Here is a 19,529-nt window from a genome sequence, read left to right as displayed (position 1 = left end):
TTCCGCAGTAGCTCAGTGGTAGAGCTATCGGCTGTTAACCGATCGGTCGTAGGTTCGAGTCCTACCTGCGGAGCCATGGCCCGTTGGTCAAGTGGTTAAGACACCGCCCTTTCACGGCGGTAACACGGGTTCGAATCCCGTACGGGTCATACAAAAAAGAGTCAGCATTATGCTGGCTCTTTTTTATTTTGTTAATCCTTTTTATTACGTTACTTTCCAGAAATAAATAAAGGAATTTTGGAAAAGCTATGGTATGTATAAAAAGGAGGAAATAAATAATGACACGAGTTAGAGACTTAATGAGTACCCATATTGTACATTGTACACCGCTAGACAATGTATATGAGGCAGCTGTTAAAATGAAGGAAGAATCACTTGGATTAATTCCTGTTGTTGAAAATGAGCAAGTTGTTGGGCTTGTTACTGATCGTGATTTAGTCGTTCGAGGGATTGCTGAAAAACATCCTGGATCTAATAAAATTACAAATGTAATGACAACAAATATTATCTCAGTTTCTCCAAATGATTCTATTGAAAAAGCTACAGAGCTAATGGCACAGCATCAAATTAGACGATTACCAGTAGTTGATAGTGGTCAACTTATTGGCATGTTAGCACTAGGAGATTTAGCTATAAGGGAATCAGCAGATGATCAAGCTGGATTTGCCTTGAGTGAAATCTCAGAGCGTACAGAGTAAATTGAAACTTTAATTAACCGAGAGTTTAATGGTCACTCATAAAGAGCTAAATTATATATAAATTTCAGATACATTATTCTAGCATATATGGATTAAACTAATATGTTAGCGTGATGTATCTGAGACATTATATAATAAGGATACGGTTAATAATTTCGACATTTTTTTAAAATTTGTTATTCTTAATTTTTAATAAGAGAAAAGATGATATACTGATAGATATAAGTATTATGATAGATTTTGAATATAACAATATTAATTTTTAGTGGTGCGATAATAAATTAATATTTCCTACATAGATGAAAAGGGAAGGGGAATTATATGAAGGCTGTACAGGGCGATCCAAATTGGAATTTGGTTACAGATACATATATAGAACCAAATAATTTCGCTGAATTATTTTCTTTGCTTGTACCTTGTCACCCAAAAGGTGAGGGGAAAGAACGAACTATATTAGTATGGAAAGAAAAAGAATTTTATAAAGAAGAAAATTTAGCGGCATTTATCGTATATGGCATGAATAAAGCAAAGAAATTACCGCAGTTTCATAAAGATGAAATTCCAACTTTAGTGCGTATTCTTCGCTTATGCCAAGAGATTGGTTGGTATGAAGAGGCAAATGATTTTATGATAGCGCAAGGATTAGCTGAGTTTGTTCATACTTCATTGGAATATGAAACATGGGATCTTTTGACGCAATCAGTTGCTTTAAATTATTTAATTATTAAATATCGTATAGGTGAATTGACAGATAGGGATATTGAAATTTGGGATAGAGTTAAATTTAATGAGAAGTGTATAACCGATTGTAAACATTTATTATCTCATAAAGAAGTATTGGAATTTACATTTTTTTATATGTGCAAGAGAGCGAAATCATTATCAAAAGAGCAATTAAATAGTGATATGATGAGTTTAGCAATGTATTGTAATACTTTTGTATATGATTTGTATACACATGATTTATTACGGAAATATCGTAAGTGTACAGATTTCCTATCATATTATGGACCTAGTCAGGCAGTTTTAGCATGTCAAAGAGCTGTATTATCTCAAATTTCCGATCGCTTAGACCCATTAAAGACAACGCATGTAGATGATTATTTATATGTGATGAAAGAAATGATGGAGCATATGACGATAGGAGTAATGGATCGATACGGTCATTTTATTGGAAAGCTACTATCTTATGTGCCATTTTTCGAAATGATACAAGTTCCACAGCATGCATATTATTGTGAAGAATTACTGTATATTTGTAAGGGCATTGAATATAAAGAAGAAACACTACGCAATTATATATTTATACAATTACATGATTGTTTACCATCATTCTTTAGGCTATTTCTTAAAAATAAGCGTTACGCAACGATTCATGATATTCTTTTCTATTGGTGCGATGACGAACAACGAATGAGCTTAGAGAAAAAATATAATCTGAGCTTTATTTATGAAAAATATGCTTGTGGATAAACAATATTTTCGATATGAAAAATTAATATAAATTAAAAAGGATCTCCAGTTTATGTGAGATCCTTTTTTGTTAGTAAAACAAAGAGAAAGTGATTAAGACAAGAAAAAACATTCCATATAGGAGAAGTTGTTCAGTATAACTTCCTTGTATACCAAAAAAAGTATTGGCTTTCTTATACAAATTCAATATGTATTTTATTGGAGTATCTTTGAAAGATTGGAACACAGTGTCTCCTCTTTCTAAGCTTCTTGTTCTTGTTTTTGTTTTTGGTTATAAGGGACATTAATATATCTAGCTACAAATAATAAAACAGCCATAAAGAATACTGGAAATACAGTAGATAAATAAAAGCCATTACTAATTATATTTGTTATGAGAGCACTCAAAAGAAAAATAGCATTATAAATATGGGCAATTTTTTGTTTTAGTTGCACTTGAAATGATTCCATCATAATTTCTAATGCAACAAAAGCAATAATAATAGATAAAAATACAATGTTTGTATTGTAAATGATTAAACAACAGATTAAACCTAAAAAGGCTACGTATTCAATTATAAGAGGTATATTGCGTGGCATACAATTTACCTAACTAAATATGGCAGTGGATTTACTGCATTTGTTTTTTCAAAATTCCATTCTCCATTATGTAATTCAAAATGAAGATGCTGCCCGTATGAATGACCTGTGTTTCCCATATGACCTATTAATTGTCCAGTTTGTACTTGATCACCAGCTTGTACAGTGCGATCCTTCATATGAGCATAAACAGTTGTATATAATTTCCCATTGATTTGATGCGCAATGAAAACAACATTGCCATAGCTAGCTGAATAATAAGATTTCACAACTTTACCTGCAGCAGCAGCTTGGATAGAGACGTTTCCTGGAGCGGCAATATCTATACCATAATGCATTTGTTCCCAGCGTATATCAAAGGTTGAGCTAATTCTTCCTTGAGCAGGGAATTTGAAAGCAGCTGGAATTGATGAAGGTTGATCAGTTTTAGCTTGTGGTTGATTTTGTACTACATAGTGTTTTGCTACATATCCGTATCCTGTGCCAAAACGAATTTTATACCAAGTTCCTACAGTTTCTACTACTTGTACTTGTGTACCGTTTTGTAATGAACCGAGTAGAGCGCTACTTGTACTAGCGTTGCTACGTACATTTAGATTAGGTGTTGCAACAGTATATTTTGTATTATTTTGAACGGTGATTCCTTTTACTAAGGGTTGTGAACCATTAGAGATGAATGCTTTTTGTACGTAACCTGTTTGGCCATTATGCGATATTTTATACCATTCGCCTTGATCTTCTTGAACGGTAATAAACTTGCCATTTGGTAATACATCTAAAATGGAAGATTCTAAATTAGGTTCAGAGCGAACGTTTAATGCATTAGCATTAACGATGTATTGATCATTAGAATGAAGTTTGTTTTTTAGTAAAATAGCATCTTTTTGTACATAACCTACTTTATTATGAACAGATACTTTATACCACTCATTAGTTGTTTCAAGGATGTTCACTTTTGTATTAAAGCGAATTGTATCAATTGATGTGCTTTTTACGTTATCTTCTGTATGTAATGCTACTTGATCGACTTTGACATACCCAGTTTTAATATTAGATAATTGTTCAGCGTTTGCTTTTTGTACATTTGTTTCACCCATAGAAGGAAGTAAAGAAGCAATCGCTACAGTAGTTGCTGTTAAAGCAGTAGCTTTCATATTCATGGAATAGAGACCTCCTCTAGTTGTATAGTTGTAATTTTATTATAGTATAAAGATATAATATAGTGGGTGTATTCACATAAATGTAATATGAAATCAATATAAAAATAAATTTTTTGAGGATAATGATTCCTTCTTATGCAATTAATTGGGGGTTTATTTTCTAAAATAGAATGTATGTATTGTATAAATTTGATATTCTGTTAATAATTAAGAAAATTAAAAAAGTTGATGATGTCTTATTAGGGTGTTATACTGACAGTGATAATTTTATAGTTTGCTAGGAGAGCTGGTGTTGCCAGCTGAGAGTAGGCCGTAAGCCTTTGATCCTTTTTATTACCTGATCTAGATTATGCTAGCGTAGGGAAGCAATTCGGACACTAACAATGAGTCCCCGTTTCTTTGCGTATAGAAACGGGGCTTTTTTATTTGAAAATTTCATATTGAAACCACTAGGGGTGCTTGATTTGCTGAGAGAGGAATAATCCTTAACCCTTACAACACCTGATCTAGGTAATACTAGCGAAGGGAAGTGGAACATCGAATAAATGTATAACTTTATTTGCTGTAACCACTTCTTATATATAGAAGTGGTTTTTTATTTAGATACATATATTGAAAGGGGATAGAGAAATGAAATTTTGCGATAGATTATTAGAAACTGTGCAACCGGTTTGGGAGATGAGTCATAATCATCCGTTTGTAGTAGGTATGGGAGATGGCACGTTAGAAAAAGGTAAATTCCAGTATTATATTATTCAAGATTATTTATATCTGCTAGATTATGCAAAGTTATATGCGATTGGTGTTGTAAAAGCAACGAATCCACAAGTAATGGGAAAGTTCGCTGAACAAATTGATGGAATATTAAATGGCGAAATGACAATCCATAAACAATATGCAAAAAGACTTGGAATTTCTATAGAGGAGATAGAGTCTGCGAAACCATCTGCTAAAAATTTAGCTTATACAAATTACATGATGTCTGTATCTCAAAATGGCACACTTGCGGAATTAATAGCAGCGCTTCTTCCATGTATGTGGAGCTATTGGGAAATTGGAAAGCGTTTAAATGATATTCCTGGAGCAAGAGATCATGAGTTTTTTGGTGAGTGGATTCAAGGATATAGTTCGGAAGAATACGGTAATCTGTGTATTTGGTTAATAGATTTATTAAATGAAATGGCAGTGGGAAAGTCTGAGACAGAACTAGAAAGATTAGAGGAGATTTTCTTATATTCCAGTCGATTTGAATATTTATTCTGGGATATGTCCTATCGTAAGGAGATGTGGGGATTTGAGGAGCAAGAACATACTACAGTTTCATAATGTTTCTTTTCATTACGATGAGAAACCAATCATCCATGAATTAAATGCTTCTATACATGAGAAAGAGTTTGTCAGTATTATCGGACCGAGTGGATGTGGGAAAAGTACTTTATTTCGCCTTATTACAGGTCTAGAAAAGGTAAGTACTGGACAGATAGAACTGACAGAAACAAAGCACCATCCTGTAGGATATATGCCGCAAAAAGATATGCTTTTGCCGTGGAGAACAATTATTGAGAATGCTGCCCTGCCGCTAGAGTGCCAAGGTGTACAGAAGAAAGAAGCACAAGTAAAGGCAAAGGAACTGTTACATAAATTTGGTTTGCAAGGGTATGAGAAAAAATATCCGAAAGATTTATCTGGTGGTATGAGACAACGTGTATCTTTTATTCGAACTTTATTAACAGGCGGGGAAATATTGCTGTTAGATGAACCATTTAGTTCGTTGGATGCTTTAACGAAGACCTCTTTGCAAGAATGGTTGTTTGAACAATGGCAAGAGTGGGAAAAAACAATTTTATTCATTACTCATGATGTTGAAGAAGCGTTATTTCTTTCAAACCGAGTTTTAGTAGTGGAACAGCAGCCGATAACGACTTTGACTGAGCGGACTGTACCGCTTGATCATAACAGAACACGAAAAGATTTATATAAACCGGAAGTATTAGCGCTGAAAGATGAGCTTCTTAGTATGTTACAAAGGCAGGTACTTGTGTGATGAACCGATTGAAAGAATTAGTTCCTGCTATTACACTTTCTAGTATTTTACTAGCTGTGTGGGAAATAGGAGCAAGAATTGTAGATGAGATGTACATTTTACCGTCACCTTCTGCGATTGTAATGAAGATATGGAAACTAAAAGACATATTATTTACAGTTCATTTACCTGCAACGTTATACGTCGTTTTAATAGGTGTTGTTATCTCTATCGTATTAGGTGTAGGGCTAGCGATGTTAATGAATGCGAGTACATGGATGGAGAGAGCATTTTATCCATTATTAGTTGCTTCACAAACGATTCCGATTACTGCGCTTGCTCCGCTATTTGTTTTATGGTTTGGATACACAATTTGGAGTAAGGTTGTTGTCACAGTTTTAATTACGTTTTTCCCAATTGCGGTCAATACGTATGATGGACTGCGTAGTACGAAAAAAGAATGGGAGGAGCTCTTAGTTACATATGGAGCAACAAAAAGAGATATTTTTCTTAAATTAAAGTTGCCGTCTGCTCTTCCTTATTTTTTCTCAGCTTTAAAAATTGCAGTTCCGCTTAGTGTTATCGGAGCAGCAATTGGAGAATGGCTCGGTGCACAAGCTGGGCTTGGATATTTCAGTAAGAGAATGATGACGCAGTTAGATGGAGCTGGCGTATTTGCACCTATTGTATTGTTATCATTATTAGCTATTTTCTTCGTCGTAATTATTTCCATATTAGAAAAGAAATTCATTAGTTGGAGGAAGTATTCATGAAATTTTTAAAGCGCATCTTTGTGTTTACATTATTAATTGCAATAATTGCAGGATGTTCGAGTAATTCAGCATCAGACAAAAGTAAAAAAGAGAAAGAAATAACAGTTATGTTAGATTGGTATCCAAATGCGGTACATAGCTTTATCTATGCAGCAATTGAAAAAGGATACTTTAAAGAAGAAGGTGTAAAGGTAAATATTAAATTCCCTTCTAATCCGACTGATCCATTAACGCTGGCAGCAGCAGGGAAGGTGACAGTTGGCTTGTATTATCAGCCAGATGTTGTTATGGCGAGAGCGAATGAGCAAATTCCAGTGAAATCAATTGGGGCTGTCGTACGTTCACCATTAAATCATGTTGTATCACTGAAATCAGCGGGCATTCAATCACCGAAAGATTTAGAAGGAAAAACAGTAGGATACTCTGGAACACCATTAAGTGAGATGTATTTAAAAACGATGGTAAAAGAAGCTGGTGGTAATCCTGATACAGTGAAAGTAGTAGATGTTGGCTTTGATTTAGTACCAGCATTAATTACGAAGAAAGTAGATGCGGTAACAGGGGCATACATTAACCATGAAGTACCTGTTATGCGTCATGAAGGCCATGAACCAGCGTACTTTAATCCAGCTGATTACGGAGTACCAAACTACCATGAGCTTGTGTTTGTAACAGGTGATAAAACGTTGAAAAAAGATAAAGAAGCGTTGCAAGCTTTCTTACGCGGTACGAAAAAAGGCTATGATTTCATGAAGAAAAACCCAGATGAAGCATTGAATATTTTATTAAATCATCAAGAAAAAGAAAACTTCCCACTTGTGCCAGAAGTTGAAAAGGAAAGTATGAAAATTTTATTAGAGAAGATGGAAACGAAAGATGAGCCATTTTTATCAGATTCAAAAGAATCTTGGGAGAAACAAAATAAGTGGCTGAAGGACAAAGGAATGACGAAAGAAACCGTCCCAGCCGATGAACTATTCGAAAATATTTTAAAGTAGGCGAATGAATATGAAAAATGAGCTCCACGTAATCTCAAATGGCCATATGCCATTCGAAGAGTTAGTGAATGTAGCGATGCAAATTGAGAGTGAGATTGATTATTTGCATATTCGTGAGCGTGAGAAGAGTACGAAGGAATTATATGAAGGTGTGGAAAGTCTATTAATGGAGGGCTTTCCGGCTTCTAAAATTGTCATAAACGATCGAATTGATATTGCAATTTTATTAAATATTCCTCGTGTTCAACTAGGATATCGAAGTACAGATGTAAAGTCAGTGAAAGAAAAGTTTTCGTATTTGCATGTCGGTTATTCTGTGCATTCGCTAGATGAAGCAATAGTAGCTTTTAAAAATGGAGCGGATTCACTCGTTTATGGCCATGTATTTCCGACAGATTGTAAAAAAGGTGTGCCAGCGAGAGGGCTTGAAGAAATTTCAGACATTGCAAGGTGTTTATCTATACCGATTACAGCAATTGGAGGAATTACCCCAGAAAACACAGTGGATGTTCTTACTAACGGTGTAAGTGGTATAGCAGTTATGTCTGGAATTGTAAGTAGTAGTAACCCGTATAGCAATGCGAAATCTTATAAGGAATCAATAAGAAAGTGGGCGGAAAAACATGTGTGAGAAGTATGATGTAGCGATTATTGGTGGTGGTGTAATTGGCAGTTCAGTTGCACATTTTCTAGCAGAAAGAGGACATAAAGTAGCGATTGTGGAGAAGCAAAGTATTGCATCGGAAGCTTCCAAAGCAGCTGCTGGTTTACTTGGTGTTCAGGCAGAATGGGATGCGTATGATCCGCTATTTGAACTTGCTAGAGAAAGCCGAGCTATATTTCCACAACTTGCAGCAGTTTTACGTGAAAAGACGGGTATTGATATTGGATATGAAGAAAAAGGAATTTATCGTATTGCTCAAAATGAAGATGAGAAGGAAAGAATTCTTCACATTATGGATTGGCAGCAGAAAACAGGTGAAGATTCTTATTTTCTAACGGGAGACCATGTGCGGGAAAAAGAGCCACATCTATCTGAATCTATTATAGGAGCAGTATATTATCCGAAAGACGGTCATGTTATTGCACCAGAGCTTACGAAAGCATTCGCACATTCTGCGGCAATTTCCGGTGCTGATATATATGAACAGGCAGAAGTATTTGATATCCGTATTGAAAATAATAAAGTGACTGGAGTTATTACAAGTGAAGGTATTGTCACATGTGAGAAAGTCGTTATTGCAGGAGGTTCATGGAGCACGCAGTTACTCAGTTATTTTCATCGTGATTGGGGTACATATCCAGTTAAAGGAGAAGTGGTTGCGGTAAGAAGTAGAAAACAACTTTTAAAAGCACCTATTTTTCAAGAAAGATTTTACATTACTCCAAAGCGCGGTGGACGTTACGTAATTGGGGCAACAATGAAGCCACATACGTTCAATAAAACTGTGCAGCCAGAAAGTATAACTTCTATATTAGAGCGTGCTTATACAATATTGCCAGCTTTAAAAGAAGCAGAATGGGAAAGCACGTGGGCAGGATTACGACCACAATCGAATCATGAAGCTCCTTATATGGGAGAGCATGAAGAAATAAAAGGTTTATATGCTTGCACGGGCCATTATCGAAACGGTATTTTATTAAGCCCTATTTCTGGTCAATATATGGCTGATTTAATAGAAGGAAAGCAAGAAAATCATTTGCTAGATTCATTGCTTTCTAGAAGCGTTTAGAAAGGGGATGGAAGTTTGAATTTAAAAATTAATGGTAACCAAATTGAAGTGCCAGCGAGTGTAAAAACAGTAGCTGAGCTACTTACACATTTAGAGTTAGATAACAGAATTGTTGTAGTAGAGCGTAATAAAGATATTTTACAAAAAGATGATCATACAGATACATCTGTTTTTGATGGAGACCAAATTGAGATTGTAACTTTCGTAGGAGGCGGTTGATTATGTTAAACATTGGACCATTTTCATTTCATTCTAGACTTTTATTAGGAACAGGTAAATTCCCTGATTTTGACGTACAGCAAAAGGCAATTGACGTTTCTGAAGCTGAAATTTTAACGTTTGCAGTACGTCGTATGGATATCTTTGATGCAAAGCAACCTAATTTATTAGAGAAACTTGATGTGAAAAAATATACGTTATTACCAAATACAGCAGGAGCAAAAAACGCTGAAGAGGCTGTTCGTATTGCAAAATTAGCAAAAGCCTCTGGGCTTTGTGACATGATAAAGGTAGAAGTTATTGGTGATGATAGAACGTTATTACCTGATCCGGTAGAAACGTTAAAGGCATCTGAAATGTTACTGGAAGAAGGATTTATCGTACTTCCGTATACATCTGATGATGTTGTATTAGCACGTAAATTACAAGAGCTTGGCGTGCATGCGATTATGCCAGGAGCATCTCCAATCGGATCAGGACTTGGTATTGTAAATCCATTAAATTTGAGCTTCATTATTGAACAAGCGACAGTACCAGTTATCGTTGATGCCGGTATTGGTAGCCCAGCTGATGCAGCATTTGCAATGGAATTAGGAGCAGATGGCGTGTTATTAAATACAGCTGTATCAGGAGCAAAAGATCCTATTAAAATGGCAAAAGCAATGAAATTAAGTATTGAAGCAGGCCGTTTAGGATTTGAAGCAGGTCGTATTGCACGTAAGCGTTGTGCAACTGCAAGTAGTCCTTTAGAAGGAATGAGCGTAGTTGAATAATCGATATTCTCGCCAAGAACTATTTTCTCCAATTGGAGAAGAAGGACAGCAAAAGATAAGAGAAAAGCATGTGCTTATTATTGGTGCAGGTGCATTAGGTAGTGCAAATGCAGAGATGTTTGTAAGAGCAGGTGTTGGCAAGATAACAATTGTTGACCGTGATTATGTAGATTGGAGTAATTTACAAAGACAACAATTGTATGCAGAGAGCGACGTAAAGAATAATCTTCCAAAAGCTATAGCGGCTAAAAAACGTTTAGAAGAGATTAATAGTGATGTAACAATAGAAGCTCTCGTTCAAGATGTAACAGCTGAAGAGCTAGAAGAACTTGTTACAAATGTTGATGTAATTATTGATGCGACTGATAATTTTGAAACACGCTTTATTGTGAATGATATAGCACAAAAATATTCTATTCCATGGATTTACGGTGCATGTGTAGGTAGTTACGGTCTTTCTTACACAATCCTTCCTAGTAAAACACCATGTTTATCATGTTTATTACAGTCGATTCCGCTTGGCGGGGCAACATGTGATACAGCGGGTATTATATCACCGGCTGTATCTCTTGTCGTTTCTCATCAAGTAACAGAAGCTCTTAAACTGTTAGTAGAAGATTACGAATCACTTCGAGATGGGATTGTATCGTTTGATATGTGGAAGAATGAGTATTCATGTATGAATGTGCAAAAGCTTCGCCAGCATAATTGTCCTTCATGCGGAGAGAATGCATTATATCCGTATTTAAATAAAGAGAACACATCAAAAACAGCAGTTTTATGCGGGCGAAATACAGTTCAAATTAGACCACCTCATAAAGAGGAAATGAATTTTGAACAATATAAAGAGTTGTTGGAAGGTCGTGTGAATGATTTAAATGTAAATCCATATTTACTATCATTTTCTGTTGAAGACAAGAGGTTAGTAGCCTTTAAAGATGGCCGTGTGCTCGTACATGGAACGAAAGATATAAGCGAAGCAAAAACGATTTATCATCGCTATTTTGGATAGAAAAGGATGAGTGGGATGAAAGTAAATAAAGCTTTAACAATTGCAGGGTCTGATAGCGGCGGCGGTGCTGGAATTCAGGCAGATTTAAAAACATTCCAAGAGCTTGGTGTATACGGAATGACGGCTATTACGGCAATTACTGCTCAAAACACGCTTGGCGTTCAAAGGGTATATCCTGTTCCGTTAGAAGGTATTACAGAACAGCTGAATTCAATTGGTACGGATTTAACACCAGATGCAGTGAAACTAGGAATGTTATTTAGTAGTGAAATAATTCAAATTGTTGCAGAACAAATTAAAAAGTTTGGCTGGAATAATATTGTGCTAGATCCCGTTATGATTGCAAAAGGCGGTGCATCATTATTACAGCAAGAAGCAGTTCAAGCATTAAAAGAATATTTATTACCAGTAGCAACTGTTATAACACCGAATATCCCAGAAGCAGAAGTGTTAACTGGGATAGAGATTCATAATGTTGAAGACAGTAAGGAAGCTGCAAAAGTATTGCACGAATTAGGTGCTAAATATGTGCTTATGAAGGGCGGACATGCAGAATATCAAGGTAATGAAGTAATTGATTTCCTTTTTGATGGAGAAGAATTTATTGAGTTTAGAAGCGAACGAATTCCTTCAAAGCAAACGCATGGAAGTGGGTGTACATTTGCTTCAGCGGTTACAGCAGGACTTGCGAAAGGATACTCAATTGAAGATGCTGTTCAAGAAGCAAAACGATTTATTCGTATAGCAATTGAAGAGCCATTGAATATTGGTAGTGGTCATGGGCCGACGAATCATTTTGCATATAAAGTGAATAGAACGCGTGCATAGGTAAGTGAAAAGCCAGTTTTATAACTGGCTTTTTTTCTGTTTACTTTTTCAAAATACAGGAGTAATATATCAGCCAGAATACATTTTTTTGTAAACGCTGAGTCCAATTATATGGAGCGGAGGAACCAATTTGTGCGTAGGCACTAGGGGTGAATCTTTCAAGTTTGAAAGTAGGGCTACTCTCAAAGTCCGAATCCGACAGCTAACTTCGTAAGCGTCTTGAGAGAGGACGGTGCCATGATGGATACATCACTTCATCGGTCTGATTAGTATAGGGGAATATCAATCTATGTTTGATTTCTTTTATACTAAGGAGGATGAGGTACATGGAACTAACACTTATTTGTGTTGGAGAAGAAAGTAAGGTAGATAGTTTAAGAGATCTAGTATCATTTCAACATGAGTTAATTATTTTTACAGCAAATGAAGAGATAGCGGCTGAAGTTAGGAATTGTGGGTTTGATTGGACTTATAGCTGCAGTAAGGAGCAGGACTTTACTAGTATTTGTGAGTGTATTAAGAAGGTGATTTTACTAGGGGATGAGCTTCCAATCGTTAGTTTTTTCACAGAACACATTCGCTTTTCTTTTCAAGCACCTATTACTGTTGTTACAAGGAATAAACGATATCCAGCGAGGCTCTATGAAACAATTGGAGCTAAGTTTGTCGTGTTTACAAATTGTAATAATATTTCTTTTTTATTTTTTGAATAGGGCGGGGGAAGAAATGATGAAGGTACTATTACTTGGAGATATAGCAAATCGTTGGGCAGTATCGGTAGAGCGAGTTCAAGAATTGGTTCAGATCGATCCCCTTTTTCCAGGGCCGTATATTATATTACCATCAAAAGATGCTTTGTATTTAGAGGTGGATATTACCGAGTATGAGCAGCTACATGCAGAATTGACACAAGTTTATATTCGCGGGAGAAATTTACGTGCATTTTTACGAGGAGAATAAAGGCTGAATAAAAAAGAGCGAATGCTGAGTGCAACAAGCTATGCACTTCATCTCATTCGCTCTTTTTATTTCATATTTAAAAGGTCATTTTTAAGAAAAGAGAAGAGAAATAAAGAAAATAGATGAAATAATAGTAATAACCTTCAATGTAAGCGTTTAAATGGATGTAAATATTATTATTTTCAGTAATTTACCCCTTTACAAGTGAAATATAGAGGAGTATATTTACTCTCATAAATCATTCATAAAATTTCCAAAAAAACCTAAAATCGCTGAGTTCCAGAAATGGAGCGGGGGAACCAATTTTGTGCATCGTCACTTGGGGTGAATCTTTCAGTTTTGAAAGTAGGGCTACTCTTTAGGCCCGAATCCGACAGCTAACCTCGTAAGCGTTTAGAGAGGAGGTTTACTTTTTGTTGTTCATTTTTTGAACACTGAGTAGAGCTCAGTGTTCTTTTTTAAAATTTAAATGGTAAATTTTAACAAAAATAAAGCGAGGGATAGCTATGTTAGATGTTGTAATGGTCGGGATTTTTATTTTATTAGTTGCATCAATGGCAAGTCTTGCAAGTTGGTCAGATAAAGTTGTGAAAGAAGGAAAGCAATCATGATGATTGTCTTATCGGTTATTGTCGCAGCAATTACAGTGTATTTAGTGTATGCATTATTAAATCCAGAGAAGTTTTAATTAGGGGGAATCATTCATTATGATTTGGGTTGCAGTCATTATTACAATGCTCTTGTTTATTTTAGTAGCAAAGCCAACGGGGATTTATTTAGAAAAAGCTTTTCAAGGTAGCAAAAAGCTAGATAAAGTATTCGGGCCTTTTGAAAAACTTATTTTTAAAATTACGGGTGTAAAAGAATACAATCAAACGTGGAAACAGTACGCATTATCATTAGTTTTACTCAACGGATTTATGATTGTTATTGTATATTTCATTTTCAGATTACAAGGTGTGTTGCCGCTAAATCCAGCGCATATTGAAGGGATGGAGCCTACGCTCGCTTTTAATACAGCGATTAGTTTTATGGCTGATACAAACTTACAGCATTATAGCGGTGAAAATGGTTTATCCTATTTATCACAATTAATCGGGATTACATTTTTAATGTTCGCAGCACCAGCAACGACATTGGCGCTCGTTATGGCTTTTATAAGAGGACTTGCTGGAAAAGAACTTGGTAACTTTTTCGTTGATTTTACGAGAGCGTTAACGAGAGTGTTTCTTCCTATCGCATTTATTGCGGCACTAGTTTTTGTCGCACTTGGCGTACCGCAAACGTTAGATGGAGCGGTTACAGCACAAACGATTGATGGGGCAAAACAAAGTATATTACGTGGACCTGTTGCATCATTCGTTTCCATTAAGGAACTTGGAAATAACGGCGGTGGATTTTTCGGAGCAAACTCTACGCATCCTTTTGAAAATCCAGGACAAATGAGTAATATTTTGCAAATGATGCTTATGATGTTATTACCAACAGCACTTCCATTTACGTACGGACGAATGGTAGGAAATAAAAAGCAAGGTCGTATCCTTTTCGTATCACTATTCATGATGTTTTTACTAGGATTTATCACAATTACGACATCTGAATTACATGGAAATCCAGTATTAAACGAAATGGGTATCCAGCATGTACAAGGAAGTGCAGAAGGAAAAGAAGTGAGGTTCGGAACAGTATTTTCTTCCCTTTATGCGACAGTAACGACTGCTGCGGAAACAGGTGCTGTTAATACGATGCATGATACGTTAACACCAATTGGTGGTTTAGTACCACTCGTAAATATGATGTTAAATACAGTATATGGCGGCGTTGGAGCAGGCTTTGTGAACATTATTATGTATGCAATTATCGCAGTCTTTATATCTGGATTGATGGTTGGACGGACACCAGAGTTTTTAGGTAAAAAGATTGAAGGTAAGGAAATGAAATTAATTGCGGTCACGATTTTATTTCATCCATTGCTCATTTTAGGCTTTTCGGCATTAGCTCTTTCAACAAATTTAGGGACGGATGCTATCTCTCATTCCGGTTTTCATGGTTTAACGCAAGTTGTATATGAATATACATCGTCAGCTGCGAATAACGGATCTGGATTTGAAGGATTAGGAGATAATACACCGTTTTGGAATATTACGACTGGTTTAGTTATGTTTTTAGGACGTTACTTCAGTTTAATTACGATGCTAGCTGTAGCAGCTTCGTTGAAAGAAAAAACGGTAGTGCCAGAAACAGTCGGAACGTTCCGTATAGATAATAGTTTATTTGGTGGCATCTTCATCGGAACAATTGTAATTGTTGGTGCATTAACATTCTTCCCGATGTTAGTACTCGGACCAATTGCAGAATTTCTTACATTGAAGTAATGGAGGGTAAATGATGAGACCGGTAGTAGTAAAAGAAAAACAATTAAATGAGTCACAAATACATGCTGTAGAAGATGAAGTTAGACAAGCGAAAACGATGGATCGTGATATCGTAACACATGCGATGAAGCAATCCATTGCGAAATTGAATCCGAAAGTCATGATAAAGAATCCGATTATGTTCGTTGTGGAAATTGGATTTATCATTACGTTCATTTTATCTTTTCTTCCAAGTAGTTCTAGTAGTATACCAGGTTGGTTTAATATAACAGTTTCTCTCATTCTATTATTTACAGTTTTATTTGCGAATTTTGCAGAAGCATTAGCAGAAGGTCGTGGTAAAGCGCAAGCCGATTCTTTAAAGCAGTCGAAGAAAGATGTGTTTGCAAATGTTGTAAAAGAAAATGGAGACATTGTCCAAGTTTCAGCAACTGATCTTACAAAAGGTGACGTTGTTATCGTAAAACAAGGAGAAATGATTCCGAATGATGGCGAAGTAATCAAAGGATTAGCATCTGTAGATGAATCTGCAATTACAGGGGAATCAGCTCCTGTTATAAAAGAAGCAGGCGGTGATTTTTGTTCCGTAACAGGTGGAACGATGGTCGTAAGTGATGAAATTACAATTGTCATTACGAGTAATCCTGGTGAATCATTTATAGACAAAATGATTTCTTTAGTAGAAGGAGCTGCTCGTCAAAAAACGCCGAATGAGATTGCTTTAAATACAGTATTAACGAGCTTAACTCTTATTTTCTTGATCGTCGTTGTGACGTTGCCGATTTTTACAAATTATTTAGGGTTTCAAATTGATACTGCTGTGCTAGTTGCATTATTAGTTTGTTTAATTCCAACGACAATTGGTGGGCTATTATCGGCAATTGGTATTGCTGGGATGGACCGTGTGACAAAGTTTAACGTGTTAGCGATGTCGGGGAAAGCAGTAGAAGCTGCTGGCGATATTAATACAATTATTTTAGATAAAACAGGTACAATTACTTTTGGGAACCGGATGGCTCATACATTATTGCCTGTAGGAAATGAAACGATTGAGCAAGTTGGAAAGTGGGCCGCTATTAGTTCTGTTTTAGATGAAACACCAGAAGGTCGATCTGTTATCGAGTATGTGCAGGGAAAATCTATATCATACAATAGAGAACTTGCAGAACAAGGTGAGTTTGTTCCGTTTAAAGCAGAAACGAGAATGAGTGGTGTTGATTTACAAGACGGAACGAAAGTGAGAAAAGGTGCTGTAGGTGCCGTTATTGAATGGGTTGAGTCACAAGGCGGAATAATTCCGAAAGATGTAAATCAAAAAGCAGACTTAATTTCAAAAGAGGGTGGAACACCACTTGTAGTTGCAGTAGATAATCGTATTTACGGTTTAATTTATTTAAAGGATACAGTAAAACCGGGTATGCGTGAGCGTTTTGAACAGTTACGCCAAATGGGGATTAAAACGGTTATGTGTACAGGTGATAATCCGTTAACGGCAGCAACGATTGCAAAAGAAGCTGGAGTAGATGAATTCGTTGCCGAGTGTAAACCGGAAGATAAAATTGCTGTTATTAAAGCAGAGCAAGATAAAGGGAAACTTGTAGCGATGACAGGTGATGGTACAAATGATGCTCCAGCATTAGCACAGGCGGACGTTGGATTAGCAATGAATAGTGGTACGACAGCAGCGAAAGAAGCGGCCAACATGATTGATCTAGACTCGAATCCAACGAAAATTATTGAGGTTGTAGGAATCGGTAAGCAATTGTTAATGACGCGAGGTGCTTTAACGACGTTTAGTATTGCGAATGATATAGCGAAATATTTTGCAATCATTCCAGCAATGTTTACACTTGCGATTCCGCAAATGGAGGCATTGAACATTATGAAATTAACATCACCACTGTCAGCGATTTTATCAGCATTAATATTTAACGCTGTTATTATTCCATTACTCATTCCGTTAGCGATGAAAGGTATTGCATATAAACCGATGAGTTCTAATGCATTGCTTAGCCGAAACTTACTTATTTATGGGCTTGGTGGAGTTATCGTTCCGTTCATTGGAATTAAGGTAATTGATATGATTGTCGGCTTGTTTATATAAGGAAGAGGGGAAAAAGATGGAGAAGAAACAAAGTATACTATCACCAATTATCCGTATTACTTTTACATTTCTAGTATTGTGTGGACTTGTATATCCACTTATTGTTACTGGTATTGCACAAGCAGTGATGAAGGATAATGCGGATGGAAGTCTAATATATAATGATAAAAATGAAGTGATTGGTTCTAAATTAATTGGTCAAAACTTCACGGATCCACGTTATTTTCAAGGGCGTGTCTCTAGTATAGAATATAAAGCAGAAGCATCAGGGTCTAATAACTATGCACCGTCTGATCCAGATTTAGCGAAACGAGTAGAGAAAAGTATTGCAGATTGGAAGGTACAAAATCCAAGTGTGCCAGTTACAGAAGTACCGATAGATTTAGTGACGAATTCAGGTTCAGGACTTGACCCTGACATTAGTCCGAAGGCGGCTTCCGTACAGGTAGATCGCATCTCGAAATTAACGAATATTCCAAAAAAAAAGCTTAATCAATTAATTAAGGATCAAACGGAAGGCGCTGCGCTTGGTTTATTTGGAGAAGATCGAGTGAACGTCTTAAAGCTAAATTTGGCATTACAGAAATTAATGAAATAGTAACAGTGCTACCTCAATCTAACGGATTGAGGTAGCGTTGTTTCGAATGAAAGGTAGTGTTTATTTTGTATGCAGATGATTATGAACCGAAGTTTCAAAGGCGAACGCCAGAGGAATATTTAGAATATATTCGTCAGCAAAATCGCGGAAAGTTAAAGCTATATGTAGGAGCAGCTCCAGGCGTAGGAAAAAGTTATAAAATGCTTTTTGATGCAAGGGAAATGAAAAAAGATGGAATTGATATTGTAATTGGTTTAATTGAAACGCATGGAAGAAAAGAGACGGAAGAAGCAATTGCTGATTTAGAAAAAGTTCCTTTGAAAGAAATACAGTATAAAGGAAAGGTATTTTATGAGCTTGATGTGGAAGGAATAAAAAAACGCGCGCCGCAAGTAGTCGTAGTGGATGAACTTGCGCATAGTAATGTTCCTGGTTCTAAATATAAGAAACGTTATATGGATGTGCAGGAATTGTTAGAGGCTGGTATATCGGTATTATCAGCTTTTAATATTCAACATTTAGAAAGTGTTCATGATATTGTAGCTCAAATTACGAATGTAAAAGTAAGAGAACGAATTCCAGATTTTATTTTACAAAAAGCAAATGAAATTCAGCTCGTTGATGCAACGCCTGAGGTATTAAGGAAGAGACTAATAGACGGAAAGATATATAAAGAAGAAAAAATTCAGCAAAGCTTACAAAACTTTTTTACACTTAATAATTTAGGAGCGCTTAGGGAATTATCACTTCGAGAAGTTGCAGATGATATGGACGAGAAAATTAGCCAAACAGTAATAGAACCGATTGGCGTAAAAGAAAAAATTCTCGTTTGTGTACAATACAGTTCAACAGCGGAGAAATTAATAAGACGGGGATGGCGCATGGCTGATCGGTTAAATGCTGAATTGTACGTATTAAACGTTGAGAGGGAAAATATAGATTCCATTTCAGCTGGAAAAAAGCAGACGATTGAAGAGTGGAAATCGTTAACCAATCAATTTGATGCGAGTTTTGTATTAGAAGAGGCGAAAGGGAGAAAACCAGCGGATGTTATTATTGAAGTCGCAAGAAGATTACAAGTGACGCAAATTTTACTTGGACAATCTGCAAGAACAAGGTGGGAAGAAATACGAAAAGGCTCTATTGTAAATGAAATTATGAGACAGACAAAGTATATTGATATTCATATTGTTGCGGATCAAAGAGGGTAAAATAGAGCCGAC

At 36.0% G+C, this 19,529-nt stretch carries 22 protein-coding genes, 2 tRNA genes and 4 riboswitches; of the genes, 22 read left to right on the top strand and 2 right to left on the bottom strand.

Features of this window, described 5'->3' with window-relative positions; all coding sequences use genetic code 11:
- Nucleotide 1: 1 nt before the first annotated feature.
- The 4 genes from AB6801_RS24295 to AB6801_RS24280 all read left to right on the top strand — a co-directional run bounded on the left by AB6801_RS24295 (nucleotide 2) and on the right by AB6801_RS24280 (nucleotide 2,171).
- Nucleotides 2-76 (top strand) — tRNA-Asn (locus AB6801_RS24295).
- 1 nt (nucleotide 77) lies between these two features.
- Nucleotides 78-149 (top strand) — tRNA-Glu (locus tag AB6801_RS24290).
- A gap of 129 nt (nucleotides 150-278) precedes the next feature.
- Nucleotides 279-698: a CBS domain-containing protein gene (locus AB6801_RS24285; protein ID WP_097998786.1), complete on the top strand. Its 420-nt coding sequence runs from the start codon at nucleotides 279-281 to the stop codon at nucleotides 696-698.
- 321 nt (nucleotides 699-1,019) lie between these two features.
- Entirely contained in the window at nucleotides 1,020-2,171 is a 1,152-nt protein-coding gene (locus tag AB6801_RS24280; protein WP_000648912.1) for a DUF3965 domain-containing protein, read from the top strand.
- Nucleotides 2,172-2,411: 240 nt separating this feature from the next.
- On the opposite strand, the gene AB6801_RS24275 is transcribed toward AB6801_RS24280, so the two are convergent.
- Nucleotides 2,412-2,750, bottom strand: coding sequence for a hypothetical protein (locus AB6801_RS24275; RefSeq protein ID WP_001137824.1), 339 nt, complete (start codon nucleotides 2,748-2,750; stop codon nucleotides 2,412-2,414).
- A gap of 5 nt (nucleotides 2,751-2,755) precedes the next feature.
- Nucleotides 2,756-3,910, bottom strand: coding sequence for an SH3 domain-containing protein (locus AB6801_RS24270; protein WP_001056031.1), 1,155 nt, complete (start codon nucleotides 3,908-3,910; stop codon nucleotides 2,756-2,758).
- Between the two features lie 269 nt (nucleotides 3,911-4,179).
- A riboswitch (TPP riboswitch) is annotated at nucleotides 4,180-4,291 on the top strand.
- A gap of 60 nt (nucleotides 4,292-4,351) precedes the next feature.
- A riboswitch (TPP riboswitch) is annotated at nucleotides 4,352-4,455 on the top strand.
- An 85-nt stretch (nucleotides 4,456-4,540) separates the two neighbouring features.
- Between AB6801_RS24270 and tenA the strand changes: the two genes are divergently transcribed.
- From tenA to kdpDN, 18 genes are all read left to right on the top strand, one after another.
- Entirely contained in the window at nucleotides 4,541-5,236 is a 696-nt protein-coding gene (gene tenA, locus AB6801_RS24265) for a thiaminase II (protein ID WP_097998785.1), read from the top strand.
- The gene (locus tag AB6801_RS24260) at nucleotides 5,205-5,954 is read left to right on the top strand and encodes an ABC transporter ATP-binding protein (protein ID WP_097998784.1); all 750 of its coding nucleotides are present in this window, start codon (nucleotides 5,205-5,207) and stop codon (nucleotides 5,952-5,954) included. Before tenA ends, AB6801_RS24260 begins: the two co-directional genes overlap by 32 nt.
- Nucleotides 5,954-6,706 (top strand): ABC transporter permease, encoded by a 753-nt coding sequence (locus tag AB6801_RS24255; protein ID WP_001080856.1) that lies wholly within the window; start codon nucleotides 5,954-5,956, stop codon nucleotides 6,704-6,706. Before AB6801_RS24260 ends, AB6801_RS24255 begins: the two co-directional genes overlap by 1 nt.
- Nucleotides 6,703-7,704, top strand: a complete 1,002-nt coding sequence (locus AB6801_RS24250; RefSeq protein ID WP_000670416.1) for an ABC transporter substrate-binding protein — start codon at nucleotides 6,703-6,705, stop codon at nucleotides 7,702-7,704. Before AB6801_RS24255 ends, AB6801_RS24250 begins: the two co-directional genes overlap by 4 nt.
- A 10-nt stretch (nucleotides 7,705-7,714) precedes the next feature.
- On the top strand, nucleotides 7,715-8,335 hold the full coding sequence (gene tenI, locus AB6801_RS24245) for a thiazole tautomerase TenI (RefSeq protein ID WP_088070443.1): 621 nt from the start codon (nucleotides 7,715-7,717) through the stop codon (nucleotides 8,333-8,335).
- Nucleotides 8,328-9,437 (top strand): glycine oxidase ThiO, encoded by a 1,110-nt coding sequence (gene thiO, locus AB6801_RS24240; protein ID WP_097998783.1) that lies wholly within the window; start codon nucleotides 8,328-8,330, stop codon nucleotides 9,435-9,437. The genes tenI and thiO overlap by 8 nt, the downstream gene beginning before the upstream one ends.
- Before the next feature lie 15 nt (nucleotides 9,438-9,452).
- Nucleotides 9,453-9,656: a sulfur carrier protein ThiS gene (thiS, locus tag AB6801_RS24235; protein WP_001049502.1), complete on the top strand. Its 204-nt coding sequence runs from the start codon at nucleotides 9,453-9,455 to the stop codon at nucleotides 9,654-9,656.
- A gap of 2 nt (nucleotides 9,657-9,658) precedes the next feature.
- Entirely contained in the window at nucleotides 9,659-10,429 is a 771-nt protein-coding gene (gene thiG / locus AB6801_RS24230) for a thiazole synthase (protein WP_016117182.1), read from the top strand.
- Nucleotides 10,422-11,441, top strand: a complete 1,020-nt coding sequence (thiF, locus tag AB6801_RS24225; protein ID WP_097998782.1) for a thiazole biosynthesis adenylyltransferase ThiF — start codon at nucleotides 10,422-10,424, stop codon at nucleotides 11,439-11,441. Before thiG ends, thiF begins: the two co-directional genes overlap by 8 nt.
- Nucleotides 11,442-11,456: 15 nt before the next feature.
- Nucleotides 11,457-12,269, top strand: a complete 813-nt coding sequence (thiD, locus tag AB6801_RS24220) for a bifunctional hydroxymethylpyrimidine kinase/phosphomethylpyrimidine kinase (protein WP_370941189.1) — start codon at nucleotides 11,457-11,459, stop codon at nucleotides 12,267-12,269.
- Nucleotides 12,270-12,354: 85 nt separating this feature from the next.
- Nucleotides 12,355-12,502: riboswitch (cyclic di-AMP (ydaO/yuaA leader) on the top strand.
- Between the two features lie 93 nt (nucleotides 12,503-12,595).
- Nucleotides 12,596-12,982, top strand: coding sequence for a hypothetical protein (locus AB6801_RS24215; RefSeq protein ID WP_061654754.1), 387 nt, complete (start codon nucleotides 12,596-12,598; stop codon nucleotides 12,980-12,982).
- Between the two features lie 13 nt (nucleotides 12,983-12,995).
- Nucleotides 12,996-13,229 (top strand): hypothetical protein, encoded by a 234-nt coding sequence (locus AB6801_RS24210; protein WP_001985933.1) that lies wholly within the window; start codon nucleotides 12,996-12,998, stop codon nucleotides 13,227-13,229.
- 260 nt (nucleotides 13,230-13,489) lie between these two features.
- Nucleotides 13,490-13,635: riboswitch (cyclic di-AMP (ydaO/yuaA leader) on the top strand.
- Nucleotides 13,636-13,735: 100 nt separating this feature from the next.
- Nucleotides 13,736-13,840 carry a SipW-dependent-type signal peptide-containing protein gene (locus AB6801_RS24205; protein ID WP_000887894.1) on the top strand — a complete coding sequence of 35 codons (105 nt, stop codon included), beginning with the start codon at nucleotides 13,736-13,738 and terminating at the stop codon, nucleotides 13,838-13,840.
- Nucleotides 13,837-13,917, top strand: coding sequence for a K(+)-transporting ATPase subunit F (gene kdpF, locus AB6801_RS24200; protein WP_000973728.1), 81 nt, complete (start codon nucleotides 13,837-13,839; stop codon nucleotides 13,915-13,917). Before AB6801_RS24205 ends, kdpF begins: the two co-directional genes overlap by 4 nt.
- Nucleotides 13,918-13,936: 19 nt before the next feature.
- The gene (gene kdpA, locus AB6801_RS24195; protein WP_370941188.1) at nucleotides 13,937-15,604 is read left to right on the top strand and encodes a potassium-transporting ATPase subunit KdpA; all 1,668 of its coding nucleotides are present in this window, start codon (nucleotides 13,937-13,939) and stop codon (nucleotides 15,602-15,604) included.
- A 13-nt stretch (nucleotides 15,605-15,617) separates the two neighbouring features.
- Nucleotides 15,618-17,708 (top strand): potassium-transporting ATPase subunit KdpB, encoded by a 2,091-nt coding sequence (gene kdpB / locus AB6801_RS24190; protein ID WP_001247992.1) that lies wholly within the window; start codon nucleotides 15,618-15,620, stop codon nucleotides 17,706-17,708.
- Between the two features lie 16 nt (nucleotides 17,709-17,724).
- Entirely contained in the window at nucleotides 17,725-18,306 is a 582-nt protein-coding gene (gene kdpC, locus AB6801_RS24185) for a K(+)-transporting ATPase subunit C (RefSeq protein WP_097998779.1), read from the top strand.
- A gap of 56 nt (nucleotides 18,307-18,362) precedes the next feature.
- Nucleotides 18,363-19,517, top strand: a complete 1,155-nt coding sequence (gene kdpDN, locus AB6801_RS24180; RefSeq protein WP_001999108.1) for a KdpD-like non-kinase potassium sensor — start codon at nucleotides 18,363-18,365, stop codon at nucleotides 19,515-19,517.
- Nucleotides 19,518-19,529 lie beyond the last annotated feature (12 nt).

The sequence above is a fragment of the Bacillus sp. RCC_6_1 genome, assembly GCF_041360755.1.
In the GTDB taxonomy this organism is placed as follows: Bacteria; Bacillota; Bacilli; order Bacillales; family Bacillaceae_G; genus Bacillus_A; species Bacillus_A cereus.
Note: the sequence above shows the minus strand (reverse complement) of the source record. Positions and strands in the feature narration are given on the sequence as shown.

What these genes read in the sequence shown, in the direction of transcription:
- tenA (WP_097998785.1), top strand. Translation starts at nt 4,541, where the DNA reads ATGAAATTTTGCGATAGATTATTAGAAACTGTGCAACCGGTTTGGGAG.
- AB6801_RS24270 (WP_001056031.1), bottom strand. Translation starts at nt 3,910, where the DNA reads ATGAATATGAAAGCTACTGCTTTAACAGCAACTACTGTAGCGATTGCT.
- kdpC (WP_097998779.1), top strand. Translation starts at nt 17,725, where the DNA reads ATGGAGAAGAAACAAAGTATACTATCACCAATTATCCGTATTACTTTT.
- AB6801_RS24285 (WP_097998786.1), top strand. Translation starts at nt 279, where the DNA reads ATGACACGAGTTAGAGACTTAATGAGTACCCATATTGTACATTGTACA.
- AB6801_RS24250 (WP_000670416.1), top strand. Translation starts at nt 6,703, where the DNA reads ATGAAATTTTTAAAGCGCATCTTTGTGTTTACATTATTAATTGCAATA.
- AB6801_RS24210 (WP_001985933.1), top strand. Translation starts at nt 12,996, where the DNA reads ATGATGAAGGTACTATTACTTGGAGATATAGCAAATCGTTGGGCAGTA.
- thiD (WP_370941189.1), top strand. Translation starts at nt 11,457, where the DNA reads ATGAAAGTAAATAAAGCTTTAACAATTGCAGGGTCTGATAGCGGCGGC.
- AB6801_RS24215 (WP_061654754.1), top strand. Translation starts at nt 12,596, where the DNA reads ATGGAACTAACACTTATTTGTGTTGGAGAAGAAAGTAAGGTAGATAGT.
- kdpB (WP_001247992.1), top strand. Translation starts at nt 15,618, where the DNA reads ATGAGACCGGTAGTAGTAAAAGAAAAACAATTAAATGAGTCACAAATA.
- kdpF (WP_000973728.1), top strand. Translation starts at nt 13,837, where the DNA reads ATGATGATTGTCTTATCGGTTATTGTCGCAGCAATTACAGTGTATTTA.
- AB6801_RS24275 (WP_001137824.1), bottom strand. Translation starts at nt 2,750, where the DNA reads ATGCCACGCAATATACCTCTTATAATTGAATACGTAGCCTTTTTAGGT.
- thiG (WP_016117182.1), top strand. Translation starts at nt 9,659, where the DNA reads ATGTTAAACATTGGACCATTTTCATTTCATTCTAGACTTTTATTAGGA.
- kdpA (WP_370941188.1), top strand. Translation starts at nt 13,937, where the DNA reads ATGATTTGGGTTGCAGTCATTATTACAATGCTCTTGTTTATTTTAGTA.
- thiO (WP_097998783.1), top strand. Translation starts at nt 8,328, where the DNA reads ATGTGTGAGAAGTATGATGTAGCGATTATTGGTGGTGGTGTAATTGGC.
- tenI (WP_088070443.1), top strand. Translation starts at nt 7,715, where the DNA reads ATGAAAAATGAGCTCCACGTAATCTCAAATGGCCATATGCCATTCGAA.
- AB6801_RS24255 (WP_001080856.1), top strand. Translation starts at nt 5,954, where the DNA reads ATGAACCGATTGAAAGAATTAGTTCCTGCTATTACACTTTCTAGTATT.
- AB6801_RS24205 (WP_000887894.1), top strand. Translation starts at nt 13,736, where the DNA reads ATGTTAGATGTTGTAATGGTCGGGATTTTTATTTTATTAGTTGCATCA.
- AB6801_RS24280 (WP_000648912.1), top strand. Translation starts at nt 1,020, where the DNA reads ATGAAGGCTGTACAGGGCGATCCAAATTGGAATTTGGTTACAGATACA.